Source organism: Bacillus sp. FSL M8-0063, assembly GCF_038005545.1.
Lineage (GTDB): Bacteria > Bacillota > Bacilli > Bacillales > Bacillaceae_G > Bacillus_A > Bacillus_A wiedmannii.
This window is the reverse complement of the sequence record NZ_JBBOTJ010000003.1, coordinates 298,958-317,508: the sequence shown is the minus strand read 5'-3', so window position 1 is coordinate 317,508 and position 18,551 is coordinate 298,958. Positions and strand designations below refer to the sequence as shown.

General features: G+C 31.9%; 14 protein-coding genes and 1 pseudogene. 4 read left to right on the top strand and 11 right to left on the bottom strand.

Annotation, left to right across the window (positions count from 1 at the left end; translation table 11 throughout):
* The first annotated feature begins 282 nt into the window (after positions 1-282).
* Positions 283-1,284, top strand: a complete 1,002-nt coding sequence (locus MKX31_RS27830; protein WP_222655528.1) for a helix-turn-helix domain-containing protein — start codon at positions 283-285, stop codon at positions 1,282-1,284.
* A 73-nt stretch (positions 1,285-1,357) separates the two neighbouring features.
* On the opposite strand, the gene MKX31_RS27825 is transcribed toward MKX31_RS27830, so the two are convergent.
* Both MKX31_RS27825 and MKX31_RS27820 read right to left on the bottom strand, forming a co-directional pair.
* A complete protein-coding gene (locus MKX31_RS27825) occupies positions 1,358-1,633 on the bottom strand; it encodes a barstar family protein (RefSeq protein WP_154132225.1) in 276 nt (91 codons plus the stop codon).
* A gap of 11 nt (positions 1,634-1,644) precedes the next feature.
* Positions 1,645-5,040, bottom strand: coding sequence for an S-layer homology domain-containing protein (locus MKX31_RS27820; RefSeq protein WP_340981786.1), 3,396 nt, complete (start codon positions 5,038-5,040; stop codon positions 1,645-1,647).
* Positions 5,041-5,668: 628 nt separating this feature from the next.
* Between MKX31_RS27820 and MKX31_RS27815 the strand changes: the two genes are divergently transcribed.
* Positions 5,669-6,229, top strand: a complete 561-nt coding sequence (locus tag MKX31_RS27815; RefSeq protein ID WP_340981785.1) for a recombinase family protein — start codon at positions 5,669-5,671, stop codon at positions 6,227-6,229.
* Between the two features lie 642 nt (positions 6,230-6,871).
* Here MKX31_RS27815 and MKX31_RS27810 read toward each other — a convergent pair.
* From MKX31_RS27810 to MKX31_RS27780, 7 genes are all read right to left on the bottom strand, one after another.
* Positions 6,872-7,114: a hypothetical protein gene (locus MKX31_RS27810; RefSeq protein ID WP_222655525.1), complete on the bottom strand. Its 243-nt coding sequence runs from the start codon at positions 7,112-7,114 to the stop codon at positions 6,872-6,874.
* 285 nt (positions 7,115-7,399) lie between these two features.
* Complete coding sequence (locus MKX31_RS27805) at positions 7,400-8,143, bottom strand: lipoprotein BA_5634 family protein (protein WP_222655524.1); 744 nt, start codon at positions 8,141-8,143, stop codon at positions 7,400-7,402.
* Between the two features lie 23 nt (positions 8,144-8,166).
* Complete coding sequence (locus MKX31_RS27800; RefSeq protein ID WP_222661463.1) at positions 8,167-10,137, bottom strand: FtsX-like permease family protein; 1,971 nt, start codon at positions 10,135-10,137, stop codon at positions 8,167-8,169.
* Positions 10,112-10,882, bottom strand: coding sequence for an ABC transporter ATP-binding protein (locus tag MKX31_RS27795; protein ID WP_272939127.1), 771 nt, complete (start codon positions 10,880-10,882; stop codon positions 10,112-10,114). Before MKX31_RS27795 ends, MKX31_RS27800 begins: the two co-directional genes overlap by 26 nt.
* Positions 10,883-11,077: 195 nt before the next feature.
* Complete coding sequence (locus tag MKX31_RS27790) at positions 11,078-12,079, bottom strand: DUF418 domain-containing protein (protein ID WP_064474285.1); 1,002 nt, start codon at positions 12,077-12,079, stop codon at positions 11,078-11,080.
* Positions 12,080-12,220: 141 nt separating this feature from the next.
* Positions 12,221-13,207 (bottom strand): sensor histidine kinase, encoded by a 987-nt coding sequence (locus tag MKX31_RS27785; protein ID WP_340981784.1) that lies wholly within the window; start codon positions 13,205-13,207, stop codon positions 12,221-12,223.
* A complete protein-coding gene (locus tag MKX31_RS27780) occupies positions 13,207-13,911 on the bottom strand; it encodes a response regulator transcription factor (protein WP_048517110.1) in 705 nt (234 codons plus the stop codon). The genes MKX31_RS27785 and MKX31_RS27780 overlap by 1 nt, the downstream gene beginning before the upstream one ends.
* Before the next feature lie 473 nt (positions 13,912-14,384).
* On the opposite strand from MKX31_RS27780, the gene MKX31_RS27775 reads away from it, so the two are divergent.
* The gene (locus MKX31_RS27775) at positions 14,385-14,936 is read left to right on the top strand and encodes a recombinase family protein (RefSeq protein ID WP_222655519.1); all 552 of its coding nucleotides are present in this window, start codon (positions 14,385-14,387) and stop codon (positions 14,934-14,936) included.
* An 11-nt stretch (positions 14,937-14,947) separates the two neighbouring features.
* Positions 14,948-16,696: pseudogene (locus tag MKX31_RS27770) on the top strand (DUF4158 domain-containing protein); the annotation flags it as partial.
* 57 nt (positions 16,697-16,753) lie between these two features.
* Here the strand turns inward: MKX31_RS27770 and MKX31_RS27765 are convergent.
* Together MKX31_RS27765 and MKX31_RS27755 are read right to left on the bottom strand one after the other, a co-directional pair.
* On the bottom strand, positions 16,754-17,053 hold the full coding sequence (locus MKX31_RS27765) for an ArsR/SmtB family transcription factor (RefSeq protein ID WP_088047359.1): 300 nt from the start codon (positions 17,051-17,053) through the stop codon (positions 16,754-16,756).
* 625 nt (positions 17,054-17,678) lie between these two features.
* Positions 17,679-18,419: a YrrS family protein gene (locus MKX31_RS27755; RefSeq protein ID WP_222655518.1), complete on the bottom strand. Its 741-nt coding sequence runs from the start codon at positions 18,417-18,419 to the stop codon at positions 17,679-17,681.
* Positions 18,420-18,551: the final 132 nt, after the last annotated feature.

The following is an 18,551-nucleotide window of genomic DNA, read 5'->3' as shown; positions in this document are numbered from 1 at the left end:
TCCTTCATTCTTCTTCATTAACCTTTACTTGTATTTTTTTATAATTTATTAGTAAATAGATATCAATTAATAGATAATACCTTAAATTTTAAATCTATTTTATAAAGAAATTAAATTTAAAAATATATTAACAGATAAATTGAATATAAAATTCTTTCGAACCACAAAAATTTGTAAGAACTTTAATAAATTCCATTTCTAATTTTAAATATATCTCATATTCTGATATGATATATACATATCTAAAATACTAGTAAACAATAGTTATGGAGGTGTCCTTTCATGACACAAGATTTATTGTTCATTACAAAACCTACTGTAACGACAAAAGAGGCAGCCGACTTATTAGGAGTAACGGTACAAACAATTTTAAAGAAAGAAAAAAATGGATTAATAGAATGTGTATATAAAGATAACTGGAAGCAATTCGGTAGTAAGATTTTCTATTTAGAGGATATTGAACGTTTAAAAGATATCGAAGAGATTGAGGGTTATAGTACAAAAGAAGCAGCTGAGATTCTGAATGTAGCACCATCTACTGTCTTTACATATATCAAATCTGGAAAACTACCTGCTTCAAAGATTGAAAAGCGCGGAAAAGAAGTATATATCATTAATAAAGAGGACCTTGAAACTTTTCAACTTACTTATGAAAAAACTACATCAAAAGAGCGAAAAACATTCATTGCTAAGATTCAAGACGAAGATATATATTTATATCAATTATTAACACATCAACATACGGGGAAAATAGGGAGAGTAATAGAAATTAATGGAGCAGACGGCAAGATTCTTACAGAAGACGAAGAAATCTTCCCTTTATCCACGTATAAAGAACATGATTACTCCTTTGAACCTTTCCGTAAGCAAGCTGTAATTACAAAACGAGGGTATTTATCTTTTTCCTTTAAAAAACCCCAACTATTTAATTCCATTACTTATAATCTTATAAATTTATTTTATAAAGAGCTAGGTGTCACAAATATGCGATTGAGTGTTTCATCTGATACTATTAAATTAGAAATTAAACCTTTCGTATTACAAGTTGATCCATTGCAATTTCAAGAAGAGATTAAATACTTACATTCTCATATGAAATCCGGTACGATACTTCCACATGTTGAAGGAATTTATTTTAAAAGTAATGTAGAGCCATTAACTTTTCATGCAGATCATGAATTTAAGCAGAAAATAGTTCAAATGGCAGCGAGTGCAGGTATGGGACAGGAAGAATTCTTATTACAAGCTGTAAAATCTTATATAATAAATTTAGAGCAACAATAAATATTTCTTAAAAATAAAACCCGTAGAAATTAAATATTTCCACGGGTTTTATTTTTACCTAAGATCCTTTAAATTATTTTACAACAATATAGAACTTACCAGGCATTTTTTCTTGTGCATCCTGAAATGTTTCTAGAATTATATCTGCCTCTTGACCTAACATTTTTTTACTTTCCTTAAAATACTCCCACTCTATTGTTAAAGGAAGAATAACCCATGCTGTTAGACAATCCCATAACGCATCAGCATTTTCTCCATAATAATGAGGTAAATCTAGTTTTTCCTTTAATACTTTGTGTAATACCTCTTCACTTGTAAATTGTCTACCGTCTAATTTTAAAAATTCCATACATACTCTCCCTACTTTATCTCAGTAAATGTTTTATAATGATCTGAAGTTTTATAAACTAGTCCATCACTGGAATAGACAATTCTATTATTACCACGATAATCTGAAACATAATTAATATCTGCTTCGTACCATGTTCTACCAGGTGCATTTGGTAGTTGCTTCTTTCTGTTTTCAAATATATCGCCACCTATACTTTTACCAGGTGCAACTTTATGCAGATTCCCATCCCTATTCACCCAACCAAGCGCTTCAGCTTGTTGCTTTGTGATGAAATTATCCGGTAATTTCTTATTTTGTTTTATGTACTGAGCGACTTCATCAAAACCCGTAGGATATTTCGTAAATTTTGTACTTTTGGCTGCCGCTTCTAAAGCCTTACCTTTCTTCTCAAGGTCTCCAGCCTTCCCTACAACTTTACCGATAACCCGTGTTGTACCACCAGATACGACAGCCAATGTACCCCATACATAATCTTCTGGATCATATTTTTGACCTGTTACTAAGTCTTCCCCTTTGATGAGTTGTCCAATTTCTTTTCCTGTACCAATTATAGGCGTCATACCCAATACGAATGATACATCTCCATCATTCTTACGATCATATACTCTAGATGGATCGCCACCTAAATCACGAAGTGCATTACTCAAGTCAATATTTCCAACATTGATGGCAGCAGCAGGAATATCAATCTTATGACTTGCTATTCTATTAGCGGAGTCCATAAATGTATTTGCAAGGTCTAATCCCATGTTGAAATCTGTGAAGAATCCTGGGACTTTCGCATCCAATGCTTGTAAATCTTGCGCAATAATTGGAGCATTTTTTCGCGTTACTTGTACAAGTTCCTCCATCCCAGGTTTTGCCTCATCAATGGAATGTTTCAGATTAATGGAGCTATTTACAACTGGTCCTAAATCTTTAACTACACCAGATAACCCCTTCGATAACTCTTGCATATTCAATGTGATTTGATGAATATCTTTATTAATTTCATTTTGACATTCAATGGCTTTGGCCGAAACCACATCTAATGCTTGATAATAACCAACATAGGCCTCAATAAGTGATTCATAATACTGGAGTATAAAACTGTATGTCTCTACACCAAAATCTAGTAATTCTTTTCCATCAGCTCCAAGTAATTTTACAAGTTCTTTCCTTTGGGTAACGGTTAAATTTTTTATATCACCTTTCATTGCATTTACTAGTTCTTGTAACTTACCATGTGCTTCTTTCATCACTTGTATTTTATGCTGTACATCTTGCTTTGCGTTGTTTACGTTCCTTGAAATACTTTCCCAATGCTCTGCATCATCTACCAAACGATTTTCTTCTTCTTCTAAAATCTTAATCGTGTTATTTATGAGTGTTTCATCACTTTTTAAATAATCTAATACACCTTCAAATATCTTTACTTTTCCATCAAGCAAAGTGAGTGGACTTTTAGCCTCCTGATCAAAAATAATGGCATCATGAATGCGCACATATCCCTTTTCGCCTTGGTAATTAACCTCATACCAAGAACCGACTTTCCCCACTACTTCTATTAATTCACCTTTATTTACACTTTTTGCACGTAATGCTTTTTTCAAGTCTGCCTCAGGATATACTTTTTTAACAAGGGATTCTAATGTAACCCACCCTTTAATCATTTCTCCGTCTTGATTAAACGAGAATCTCTTGTCTTTATATGTAAAATCTCCTGTTTGTAATGCACCTGAAGGCTGTAGTAAGTACCAGTTAAACTCTTGCTTTATCCAACCATTTCTTGATTCATGAGAAGCATCAAAATAATACGGCTTCCCATCAACATTTGTAAAACCTGACTGTACAGAACCTAATGGACTAAAGTAATAGATTTTGCCATCAATATGTTGGATTCCGGTTTGCACTACACCATCGGTTCCCAGATAATAATCATATCCACCTGTATGTAACCAGCCCGTTTGCATAAAACCATCGGCACCAAAATAATAGCGTTTCCCATCAATTGATTGGAAACCTGTTATTCTTTGCCCATCTTTTTTATAATACGTCCATTTTCCTTCTTCTTGTACCCACCCTTTTTGATTATCTAAATAAAGTGCTTCTTTTAATTGATCAATCCATTGTAATCCATTCGCAAGAACCTCTGTATCACTATCTAATTGTTTATCAAATTTCTTTTGAATATTGGATGGAAAGTACTTTTCAGGATCTTTATGATACTCAGTTATCATAAACTGAGACAAATTCGTTGCTTCTTTTGTTACATCCCATGAACGAACTGGTGATTCACCAATTACAACAGACTCCAGTATTCGAACATATCCAACCTCTCTTTGATATTTGACCTGATACCATAAACCTTGCTTGGATATGACTTCTAAAACATCTCCATCCTTTACAGGCTTAGATGTCAATAAAAATTTTGTTTCTGGCTTTGGATAGATTCTTTTAACAGCAGAACGTAGAGTAATCCATCCCTTTTCCATATCCCCGTACTTATTAATTTCAAATGGTTTTCCTTGATAGGTAAATGTTCCTGTCACATACTTCCCATCTTTTAAATAGCTCCATGAAGTTGCAGAAAAACTCCATCCAGTCTTTAGTTTACCAGGTTCACTATAATATAAAGTATCTTTCCCTACCTGCTTTCTTCCTTGGAATAGCCTTCCATCTTTAAAAAAGGAGTACTCTATTCCATCTAACGTAATGTTATCTCTTTGCTTACTCCCATCTTTGTTGTAATAGTACCAATTCTCTTTCTCCTTCACCCAGCCAACTGATTCATCATTTTGCATATCTGTTACTTTCATAATCGTTCTATATAAGAACATAGAAAATTGCTCTCTAGTAACAATGCCATTTGGATTAAAGTTTCCGTCACCTGTACCACTTGTTATGTTGTTACCGGCTAATATTTTGACATATTCGTTGGCCCAGTGACCTTTCATATCCGTAAATTCTACATTTCCTTGCGGTTTTAAATCGAATGTTTTGACAAGCACAGTTGCCATTTCGGCACGTGTCATATTATTTTTCGGATTGAATTTTTTTTCAGCATTTACACTGAAAATACCACGTGCTGTTAGTGCCAAAATTTCCTTTTTGAAATTTCTGTCACCAATATCAACAAATGGATTATTTGTACTATCTTGCGGTTTTAAATATCGATACAAGAAAGCAGCGAGATGTTCGCGAGTAATAGGATCCGCTGCACCGAAATACCCATTTCCGTATCCTGTTATGATCTTATTCTCCACCATATACATCATTTCTTTATACGCCCAATGAGTTTTAGGAACGTCAATAAAAGATGATAAATTCACTTGACCATTTTGTTCTGCATACGCTGTTCCTACTGTACTGAATAATAAAATACATACCATAAAACTTAAAAATAATTTCTTAATTGTATTCATAATAGCTCCTATTCAATTGTTAAAAATATAATTGCAAAATCAGCACTTATTTTATCCTTCATTTACGGCGTTTTATATAATTATCAAATTTCTATTCATACTGATATTTCGCATAAGGACAACCTAAGTCATTCTGTCTGACCTATAATTGATTCATAAGATGTTTCATTTTTTAAATGGAGTAACCCATTTATGGAACCTTCTTAACATACAGTAAAACTAAGTTTTTTAATTTAAAAATCTCTTAGTGTAAAATTCGCATTATGTTGACGAAATCCATAATAATACCAATCTCCTTTCTCATTGACGCGGCCTATTTGATTTAAAACTTCGACTTCCTTTTTAAACATTGGTGCATAGGTAGAAAATAATTAAAATTATGATAATATAAGTCCTATGATTTTCTTCATACTCGCATCTCCTTATCAATTCGTAAAAACCTTTTAATTATATATTGCATTTAATTAATAATAAAATAAAAAAATACAAATATGCATAATTGCATATTCACCTTCTCAATAGGGTGTACCCTATTGAGAAGAAATCATTTCCTTGATATTATTAGTCTCATAGACTCATAGACTCTCAATAACACTTATCAAAAATATGTACAAAAAGAGGGATGAAAATGGTCTATGGATACGCACGTATAAGTGCACAAGATCAAAATTTAGATACACAAATTGAACAACTTATAAAATATGGAGTAGATGAAATCATAAAAGAGAAAATTAGTGGAGTAACAAAACAAAAGCCGGAGTTAGATACGTTACTTTCAAAATTAACTACTGGGGATACCTTAGTCGTAACTAGAATGGATCGTTTAGGTAGAAGTACCATTCAACTGTTACAGTTAGTAGAACAATTTTGGGAAAAGGATGTTCACTTTGCAATTTTAAATTTAGGAATTGATACAAGAACTCAAACGGGTAAGTTCTTCTTAACTGTCATGGCTGCCTTTAGTGAATTAGATCGTGAAATGATTAAAGAAAAACAACATGCGGGAATAAAGCTAGCAAAACAAAAAGGAGTGTATAGAGGAAGAGTAAAGAAATATACGGATAAGCACCCAGTTATGAATCATGCGATTGAATTGCGCAAGCATACCAATAAAACTGTTAAAGAAATATACCAAATTACTGGTGTGAGTCCGGCCGCTCTGTATCGTAGATTAAAAGAACTTGAATAAAGTTCTTTTTTGATTTGTAATTAAATCCCAGAGTGGCCCCTCATACCGAGAATCGTTTCCGTACCCCTGGGAGAGAAACACATGCCTATCAGGGTAAAATTAGCTAAGTTCAAACTCATCCAAACTTTTTTGTTCTTGTACAAGGGCATAAAACTCTCAACTATTCCGAGAAAAATCTCTATTCAGTTAAATTTCATATCTTTAATTGAGCAAAAATCACAAAAATTATCCAACTTTTGTATAAAAGAATGAGTCAATTGAACTTAGAAAAAGCGTGTTTTAATAAAAAAAATTTTCCGAATGCACTTTTTCTTTTTGTTCTTCTATCAGGGATCATAACGTTAAATTAATCAAACATTTTTCGAAAACAACAACAGTTATTTACGAGAATACAACCTCAACTTAAAAAAGACCACCCCTTTCAATAAAGGAAGTGGTCTTCCTAAATTATCTATTTTCTTAAAATAAACCTATAATAACTTTGATATCTCTTTACTCAGTCATCCGATTATAGGAATAAAATCCATTAATACATGTAATTCTATCCCTATTAAAGCAGAAATAAAAATGATTTTTAAGAAAATACTCTATTTATAAGTAAACAATATTATTAATCTAAGTATTATAAAATTAGTAACTCACTTAAGAAGTTTTAAAAGACAAGCTTGTTAATGATGTTCCAACACTTAAGTCGTCATTTAATACGAGGGATAAACAAGCTACTAATGGTAATGTAATGGTAATTGAGCCATCACAATTAATCACTATACTAGGACTAGATCCACACTCTTCTCCACCACTTACAATTGATTCTACCCCACCACTCGGAGTAAACGTAACTAAAAGACACACATCGATACAAATATCATTTAAAGTATATGCCATTACTTATACCCCTCCCTAAAACAATTTATAATAAGCTATGTGGGGTCACCATATCAATGCGGGAAAATTGTACGTTTAGACACATTTTAGACACAAAAAACGAGTGTGTAAATTTAGATGATAGTTATAATTTCAAAAGTGGATCAGATTTTTTATTATAACTAAAAAATCTGATCCACTTATTTGTGTCCTTAAAAATAATCATATTTGAAAAAAGTAATAAATGAACTTTCATTCATCGTTTAATAGGTTTTAACTTTTTCTATTCTATATAGAAATATTTGTTTACTTTTCTGTAATATTCACAAAATTAACAGCTCTCTCGTCCTCAGTACCTAAAGCCGTATTCACTTTATCTATTTCCTTTCTTAATTCTGGTGCTTTCCCTTGATTGACTAAGTTAAGATTCCCAAAAGATTTATTAAAAGATAGAAATTGTCTTGTTTGTTCTTTCCCATTTATTTCTTTAAATAATGTATCATCTACAATTAATAGGATTACGTTGGATCCACCACGATATGGAGATAGCCATACATCCCCTTTATATTGAACATTCATTTTTTTCTCATCAAATGTTAGTTCTTTCAAGTCTTTATATTCTTTATTTGCAAATATGATAGTTTCATCTTTTTCTACTTTTGGTAACGAATCAAGAGGGACTGAAGATAGGAGCCCCTCGTTATTATCCCTTTCACGAATAAATCCCTTTGTATTCATTTTTTCAGCAGTTGTTCTACTAATAAATAGTAAATTACTAGTAGCAGTATCCATAGAATCCCCAAATTTAGTTGGTAACTTTATGTCAAGCTTATTATTATCTATAGTCCCTTCTTTTAATTGATATAGGTCTTGTGAGGTTGTTATATCTTTGTATGAGTCAATTATAGAGTTTCTTGTTTGTTCGTTTATCGTTCCTACTTCTATTGAAATTCCATTTGCTGGAGAGTCTTTTGTACCAAATAATGAACATGCTCCTAACATGGTAATCGAAATACTAGCTACTATTAATAATCCAATTCTTTTTTTCATCCTATATTCTCCTTCTTTTTAAATTAAAAGATTGTTTTATACATTTTTTTCAAATATTGAGCACGAACAAAGTAAAAGTATATAATTTGCATAACTAAGAAACAAATCAATACCACAACGGAACTACCCAAGACTGAAAAATTGGCTAACTTTTGTAAGGCCATAAAAGCAACTGTACTATGTGTAATCGCTATTGCAATTGGTAAAAAGAATAACAATGCAAGTTGACGTGACACAATTTTCTTTAATTCAGGTTTACTTAAACCAACTTTTGCTATCATTTTATATTGCTGCTGATTTCGTTCTAAGTCTGTATATAATCGGAAATATAAAAAGCTTGCAGCAAAAGTAAAGAAAACGATACCTATTAATACACTCATGATAGATGCAAGTCCAAAACCTTGTTTCATCACTATCCATGTAAAAATTAAAGACGAAAATGTATATTGTTCGTTGTATACTTCAAGTTCACTAATACCCTGATTATCTTTCTTTAAAGTAGTCACGATTTTTTCAGCAACCTTTTTTGTTTGATCCCAATTTTTCACAATAAAACCATTGATAGTGAATTGACCGTAGTGACTCTCTGGATCCACAATCATTTGATTATATACAGTATCCGGAATAATAATTGTCGTTATGTTTGTATCTTGTAGTTCTTTTGACGTTAGTATTTTATTTACATGCATAGCTCTTTTTATATTTCCATGCAACAATTGAAAGTCATTTTGATTAGATTTTGCATTAGCGACTTTTTTTGAAGGAATGACAAAACTACTATTTTGATCTTTTAAGCTTTCTTTTTCAAAATCAAATGACTCTGCTAACCTATTGTAATCACTTATTTTTATAACGCTTAATAATACATTACTGTTATAAAGGGTATCTGGAATTTGTTTTATTGAATAAGCGACTTGTTTGAATTTAAACCCACCATTATTGAGTTCGCTTTCTATTTTTTTTAGATGCTCTTTTTCTAAAGGATTATTATTATAAGACTTATAAGAAAATGCAAAGGGACTATTTGATTCAGCCATGGATGAGTTACCTAATCCCATACAAGTTCCCACTGCAGTGAAGGCAACAGCAGAAATAATAGTTACCATAAAAAACATTTTTGCATTATCTTTTAATTGATACACTAAATCTGAAATGGTGAGTATGTTTGTTTTCTTAAAGAAAATATTTTCCCTTTTCTTTAATACACGTAACACATACACACTGAGCTGTGTAAATAAGAAGTACGTTCCAAGTACAACAAAGCTCACCCCTGTCGCCATCATGAATAATACATATTTCATATCCATGTAATGAATTGCGTGAACACTATGGAAAACAGCCGTATATCCTAATCCAATACAAATAAGTGCGAATAAAGATAGCCCAAAGGATGCTTTTGGTTCAGGCTTTGGCTTTTCTTCTGCTTTTATTAATTCTACTAATTGCTCTACATTTACTAGTCGAGAAGTGAAAAGTGAAATAAATAAAAACAATAAGAAGAACGCTCCAAATGTTATCCCAATTGCTTTAAAGGGCATGTAAAATGGGAGTCCTTTATCAATCATTAACAAATTGTTGCTCATAATTAAGATAAACTTAGAGAACGCCATTCCAATTGTAATTCCTGTTAAAGTGGAAGCGATACCAATTATTATATTTTCAATAAATACTAATTTGTTCAATTGTGGGCGTGACATCCCATGTAGCATTAGAATTCCAAAATCTTTTTTTCTTGTTTTTAAAAATGCACTTACAGAATATAGGATAAAAAAGAATGAGAAGAAAAATATTAACCCCTGCGATATCTGTAATCCTGACTTTGCAAATGTATTGATTGTTACACTGGCAGCAAGATCGCCTTGTAAATTTGGATGAAATGCAAGTAATGCATACGTAAAGAAAATCATAATGGCAAACGTACTACTTAAAAAATGAGCCAAATATGTTCGTTTACTTCGAATGACGTTATTAAATGCGAATTGTCGAAAAGTCATGTGCATTTCCTCCTAATAATGCTAAAACCTCTAGAATTTTTTGATAGAATACTTTGCGATTATCTCCACAATAAATCTCATTGTATAACTGTCCATCTTTGATAAACACAATTCGATCACAATAACTTGCAGCCATTGCATCATGTGTCACTAACATCATCGTTGTGCTATTTTCTTTATTAAGCGTTGTCAATAATTCCATCACATCACTAGCAGATTTTGAATCCAGATTTCCTGTAGGCTCATCCGCAAGTAATAATTTCGGATTATGAATAGTAGCACGTGCGATTGCCGTTCTTTGTGCTTGTCCACCAGAAATTTCATACGTACGTTTATCTAATATTTTAGTTATCCCAAGTTTTTCAGCAATAGCCTCAACTTTCTCTTCCATTTCTCGAGGACTTACACCATCAAGCGTAAGTGGAAGAACAATGTTTTCTTTCACTGTCAATGTATTAAGGAGATTAAATGATTGAAAAACAAATCCTAATTCACGTCTTCGAAATAAAGACAACTGATCTGGAGATAACAGATATGGATTTTCTCCATGAATTAATACTTCTCCTGATGTTGGAGCATCTATAGTAGACACCATATTTAATAGCGTTGTTTTACCACTCCCAGATGGTCCCATAATTCCTACAAATTCACCTTTGTTTATTTTTAAATCAATATGGGATAATGCTGTATAAGAAATTTTCCCAGGATAAACTTTCCCTAAATCTGAAACATGTAGTATCTTCACAATTATTTCACCTTCCATTTCTCTTTTCGATACATGAAGTGTAACCTATATATAGTATGTCTCATATCGATTCCCCTAACATTTATCTAACAAGTTTGTAAGATTCAAAAGAAAAAACCGATGAGTAATCTTACTTTCATCGGTTAACGAGATGCATACGGGAATATCTTATGATTTAGTTTTCCACATACTTCTTTAACAGGTTTTGTTTTCTTTAAAGTTAGAAACTTTCGCAAATGAACCGACGATTCTAACTTTCTTCCAATATATCCCCATACGCCATATCCATTCTAAAGGTCCCATTCTGAAGTACTTTAACCATATATTACTATAAATAATTTGTATAACAATAATGGATAGACCGATACCTAAATAGGTTAAGAATGAGAATTTTTCATTTTCTAAATAGTCAAAAACAATCGATGTATGCACAATATAGTTTGACATAGACATTCGGCCAAATGCGATTAAACATGAGAACATACTTCTTACCATGGGAATCATACTTAAAATGGTTAAGCCAACAATATAAAATAGGGGCAGTACGAAAGAACTAAAATTATTCATCCAGCCATAAGAATAGTATGTTAAAAAGAATAGGAGGACTAAACCTGTTACAAGTAATACCTTACATCTTTGTAGGTGATTGAAAAAAGATACCTGTCCTAAAAATATCCCTAAAATAACCATTGAAAGCCCGCTTAACATGCTTACTAAAGATACAATTTGATTATTAGTTGATTCACCTTCAATTAAAACCATGTCACGTGTGAACCAAATCAATATTGCAATAGCGATAAAAACGACAATGTTAATCACCGGTGGTATATACTGAAATACAAATCCTATTAGCCCATAAATTGCATACATAATAAATAATCCACCGGCAGGGACCCCTACAAATGTACATGTAACACCAATTAATAACAGGATACTAAAACGCCGGATATATATTAAATTTGCCCTTTCACCCCTCTTCTTTAAATTTGACATTAATAATGCAGAAGATAAGCCTAGAAGGAACATAAATATATAAATAAATTTGGATACCATGAAAGTGTAAATGAAAGAGCTAAAATAAGGATTGGCATCAGTGCTCACCATACTCGTGTTTTGAAATATATTTGTAAAAGTAATGCCTATAAGCGCAAATCCCCGTAAATAATCAACTATTTCAATACGTTGCTTTTGTATCATAATTCCTTTCTCCTTTCAGTTTTGATTCTACATACAATGTACATATTGCATAGGATTTTTCCTATCGATTTCCCTAACATTTATCTAACAAGTTTGTAAGATTCAAAAGAAAAAACCGATGAATAATCTTTCTTTCATCGGTTAACGAGAGGCATACGGGAATACGATTCTAACTTTCGTTCCCTTACCTACCTCAGATTCTAGCTCAATCTTATGATTTAATTTTTCACATACTTCTTTAACAAGATATAATCCCATTCCCGTAGACTCTTTAAATTCCCTACCATTTTCTCCAGTATAAAATGGATTGAAAACACGTGGTAAATCAGCAGTAGGAATGCCCACTCCATAATCTCTTACTTCCAAAATAATTGCTCGTCCTTTTGAATATGCCGATATTATTACTTTCCCTTTCTTACTTGATGAATATTTAATTGCATTTGACAGTACTTGATTGAGTATAAATCGAAACCATTTCTTATCTGTTTCTACAATAAGACTCGGATCTACTTTTACTTCTGGATACACATAACTACGTATAAACAGACGTTTGTTTTCATGAATAACAGAATCAATCATTCCCAATAATTGCAATCTTTCTACATGAAAATCCTGTTCAAATGTTTCTAAACGAGCAACATATAAGACCATTTCTAATCCTTTTTTGATTCTTTCCGTTTCTTCATTAATACTGTCAAATCGAGAGTCATCGGCATCTTGTGTAATTAACTCAATAACAGAAAGAGGTGTTTTCATTTGATGAACCCATTGATTCATAAAAGTCATTTGTTCTTGTTGTTTTCGTTCCCATTTTTTTAATTGGTTTTGATAATATCGATATTGAGTTTGTAGTAATTTATCTAATGCCATTGATAATGGAGTCAAATCACTATCTTTTATTAAATCATTTAAAGTTTCTATTGGTGTTGATAGACGCTTGTAGAATGAACGATGACTATAATAACGATATATTAAATAACCCATTAATAAAAAAACACCCAAAAATACAGAATATAATGCTGTCAAAATATGTGGATAACCATCAAACCAATATATAAATAGGATGATAAGTAATTGGGCAAATGTATAACAAATAAGTGGAATATGTTCTTGTAAAAATAATTTCATTATTCCTTTCCTTCCTCCTCCCAAGTAGCATGCAGACGATATCCAGCACCACGAACTGTCTCCAGTGCGTTTTCGATACCTAAATCTTGCAATTTCCTTCTAATTCTACCTATATTTACACTCAATGTATTCTCGTCTACATACGAACTATCCCATAGTTGTTCTAAAATCACTTCACGTTTTACAAGGAGCGGAGACTTTGTTATCAATATTTCCAATAAAGTTGTTTCTTTTCTAGTAAGTAAAATTGCCTTATCATCTAGTTGAAGTTCCATTCTTTCTGGGAACAGGAATAACCCTGATTGCTCAACTATCCGTTCTTTTACTTTGGGAGCATATTCACCGTATGCTCTTCTGAGTTGACTACGGATTTTAGACATTACAACTTCATAATAAAAAGGTTTCGTAATGTAGTCATCACCACCATTTTCTAAAGCCATAACTTGATCCATCTCTCCACTCCTTGCAGATAGAAATACAATTGGACAAGTAGAAATAGCTCGTATTTGGCGACACCAATAATAACCGTCAAAACTAGGTAAATTTACATCTAATAGGACTAGATCTGGTTTAATCTTTTGAAATATATCTAAAATATTTTCAAAGTCCTCTATCATAACACTTTGGTATCCGTATTTTTTAATATGAGTTCCCAGTAATTCAGCGATTTTTATATCATCTTCTACAATCATGATTGTATTCATATCGTACTCTCCTCTAATTTAAGTGTGATTTTTAAAGTTTGTTTGGCTTTTTATATTTAATTTTTAAGTTAATTTATTTAAAAGAAATAATATCTTACATACGCCCTAAAATGCAATTAATATCAAATAAAGCTTATATCTTTTGTTTTTTTATTAATAAAAATTTAAAGAGTAAATGGATTGGTTTTTTTCAGAATATAGATGATTTTCATTAAAAAAATGAATTGATATTAGTAAGGGTATTTGAATAGGTAATAACTCAATATATCCATTAATATTTTTTATCCAATTTACTTTAATTAACATATATTACTGTACTATGTGTACAGAAAATTGTATGTTTCTGGACACGTTAATATGGAACAAAAAATTATAGGATTTCTCCTTTTTTCATGTTCAAAAACCCTGTAAACTTATCTATGTTCAGATAAATATATAGAATTAAGTTATTGAACAAAAGGAGAGAAAAAGGAATGAAGGTTGGATATGTTCGAGTATCTACAATTGATCAAAATTTAGACTTACAGTTTGATGCTTTGAAATCTTATGGATGCGATAAAATATTTCAAGATAAATTAAGTGGGGTTAAAGATAAAAGGCCAGGCTTAGAGGAAGCGTTTCAATATGTACGTCCTGGTGATTCCTTGGTAGTTTGGCGATTAGATCGCTTAGGTCGTACTATGCGACATCTTATTCAGATTGTTAATGAATTGAATGAACGAGGGATCAGTTTTTATAGTGTTCATGAAAATATTACAATGGATCGTTCAAGTGCTACTGGTCAACTTATGTTGCACTTATTTGCATCTTTTGCGGAATTTGAACGTAACTTGATTCGTGAACGAACGGAAGCTGGTAGAATTGCTGCACGAGCAAGAGGGCGCTTTGGTGGTAGACCAGAGAAACTAAAAGACAAGGAAATTGATATGATACAAACCCTTGTTGCCAATAAAACTCCTATTAAAGATGTAGCTCAAATGCTTGGAGTCTCTCGTACTACGGTTTATCGATATTTAAATAAATAGGAGGAAATAATATGGTAACAAGGGAGCTTCTCACTTCATCACAAAGGGCGTATTTTTATGAAATTCCTGAATACATGGATCAACGGGAGATACTGTGCTATTACACAATATCTGATGAAGAATTACAGATTATAAATAAACAGCGTGGAGCCGCTAATAGATTAGGGTTTGCCATCCAAATTGCATACTTACGTTTTCCTGGAAGACCATTATCTGTAAATGAAAAAATTCCGGATTTTATTGTACATACGATTGCTAAACAATTAGGAATTTCACCTTCAGCTATACAAAATTACGCACGTGAGCGTGATACAACTCGTCGTGAACATCTCATTAAAATTAGAGGTACATTTGGATTTCGAACGTTTACTATAAAAGAATATCGAGAGTTAGCAAGTTGGCTTCTTCCTATGGCAATGAAACCAGATCAAGGACATCTTTTAGTAGAGGCTCTTGTTATAGAAATGAGAAAAAGAAAAATCATTCTACCAGCTATATATGCAATTGAACATTTAGCATGGGCTGTACGTGAACGATCACATAGAAGGATCTTTAAACAATTAACAAGAAGTCTTACTTCTTCTCAATGTAAGCAACTATATAAGTTATTAAGCATAGGAAAAGGATACAAGTATTCGTATTTATCATGGCTTTGACAACCTCCAGGTGTTGTTTCTGTTAAAAATTTCCATAAGGTTATGGAGAGAATAGAGTTTATTCAAAAATTAAATTTACCATTAGATAATGGTCGAGAAGTGCATCAGAATCGATTGTTACAGATGGCACGTGAAGGATCACGTTATTCCAATCAACATTTATCTAGGTTTCATGAGCTCAAACGCCACGCAATCCTTATGGCTTTTCTTATTCATATTTATGCTTTTTTAACAGATCAAGGGATAGAAATGCTTGAGAAGCTAATGGGTAGAATGTTTAATCGAGGAGAGAAGAAACATAAGGACCACTTTCAAAAAGACGGAAAAGCGATTAATGAAAAGGTTCGTTTATACGCCAAAATTGGAAAAGCATTAATTGAAGCAAAAGAATTAGAACAAGATCCTTTTGAATCCTTACAATCTATCATTTCATGGGAACAGTTTGTACAATTAGTAGAACAGGCAGAATTTGATTATTTAGAACTACTAGATAATCACTATGGTCATTTTCGAAAGTTTGCCCCCAGATTATTAAGAACTTATTTATTTAAAGCATCTAAAGCAAGTAATACTTTATTTCAGGCTTTAGAGACATTAAAAGAAATAAATCAAACAGGAAAACGAAAAATTCCTGAAACAGCTCCGATGGATTTTTTTAAGTCAAAATGGTTCAAACATGTAATCAAAGATAATGGTATTAATCGTCATTACTATGAATTCGGTGTCTTTTCAGAATTATGTAATCACCTCCGTTCTGGGGATATGTGGGTTATAGGAAGTAAACAATATAAGGATTTTGAAGAGTATCTATTACCACAAGAAAAATGGTCTGAATTGAAGAATAAAAAACAAGTTCCTTTAACAATTCCAACAAATATCGATCAGTATTTACAGAAGCGATTTCAGTTAATGGAAGAGCAACTTTCTAAGGTAAATCATTTAATTCAAAATCAACTATTGCCAGACGTTTCAATCTATGCAGGAAAAATCCAAATTTCACCTTTAAAGAAAATGATTCCAGATGAAGTTGAAGATTTAACTAGGCTTATTTACAGTGTATTGCCACGTGTTAAATTAACAGAATTATTGGTAGAAGTAGATAGCTGAACACAAAATAGCCCCTTCTCACCAGTAGCGGCTATTTTATATGAAAATACTTCATTAGTTTATATATCCTAAAACACTTACAATCTTACTCGCTTTTAAATTATGAATATGATAATAAATTTCTAAACCTTTTCGCTCAGCTCGTAACACTTTGCCCTTCATTTTTGATAAATGTTGTGAAACCGTCGATTGTGGAATATTCAGTAATTCTGTTAATTGTGTTACATTACACGTTTTTCTCGCACTTAATTCATTTACAATTTGTAAGCGGATTGGATGCGCCATAATTTTCAAAATATCTACATCTTCTTCTGAAACTAAACTTTTTCTCATTTCACTTGTATATGTTGTCATAGGACATTCCCCTTTTATATGAACTCCTTTTATTTTGATCTATTTCCAAAATATTTAAAACTCCGATGTAAAACCTTTATATAAAAATAAGGGAATTTTAAATTTTTAAAAACAGAACGAAATACAATTCACTTTATTTATTCTTTCATTACATATAAATAATAAAATATTAATATGTGCTCTATGTGAAGTTACCCTAAATTTATAATGAAGATTTTTCAAATCATTCACATGTAACTACCTATTTTTCTGCTTTGTGTTTCCCTTCTATCTTTGTTGTTTTCTTTCCTTGAGCTTTTCATTGTTTTCACTAGGTACAGGAGTGTTGGTCATATAAAGATCGATACTACTAAGTCGTTTACTACGAGGAGAATATTTCCTTCCTTTCTATTTTCTTGTACAACTTAATCCTGTAATCGTTTTTTTGTTGTTCTTTGGTTAATAGATGAACGCTCACACGAGATGAGACTTTATTGATTATCAAAGTTGGTCCGCATCAGGATCTAACAAATGAGTCCAAGTAATTAATGCTGTCAACATAACAAAAAGAGTCCTGATTGATACGGACTCTTTTGTGAGTTTTTACAAAAGTAAAATTTTAAACACATAATTACATTTCTATTATTTATTTCAGCACTTGAACAGATGCTGGTTTCCACCCCTGATTCTCTACCCAATCAATATCAACCTTATATTTTTTATTACTTTGCTTATCTCGTACACTACCGTAGGCTTTATTATCACCATTATTCCCAATAAAATCGAAAATCAATTGGCTCTCTGGAACATCAACAGCATAAGAAATTGCTTGTTTCATCTCACTCCAATCTACTGTCCCTTCTTTAAATTTCATTTCAGGTTTTGCTCCTTGCACTGTACCAATTGGCTTCCAAGAAGGATTAGTTTGAGAACCCTTTTCTTGAGATGCCGTTTTTTCTCCCTCTTTATTTTCATTTCCGTTCATTTTTACCGATTTTTCTGCTTTTTGTTTCTCTTCTAACAGTGCTGCTTCTTTCTCCTCACGTTCCTTCTCTTCTAACTGCGCTGCTTCTTTCTCCTCACGTTCCTTCTCTTCTAACTGCGCTGCTTCCTTCTCCTCACGTTCCTTCTCTTCTAACTGTACTGCTTCTTTCTCTTTACGTTTCTTCTCTTCTAACTGCGCTGCTTCTTTCTCTTTACGTTTCTTCTCTTCTAACTTTGTTGCTTTCTTTTCTTGAGCAATTGCTTTCTTTGATGTATCAGAAGGGGAAAACAACTGGTATGTCACTATACCAACTGTCACTAATACCAAAGTAAATGCAATATTAAAAACCACCTTTTTACGACGATTTTGTTGTTTTTCTTGAAACCTGCTTACTTGTCCCATTTTTTAAACCCCCGAGTTTATTTTCTCTTCTAATCTTTATGCATTATTCTTATAATTCTTAATATTTTTATTAAACGATGGAAATAAATCACAATTCCCATACAAGATTTCATATCATAATAAAATTTGTGT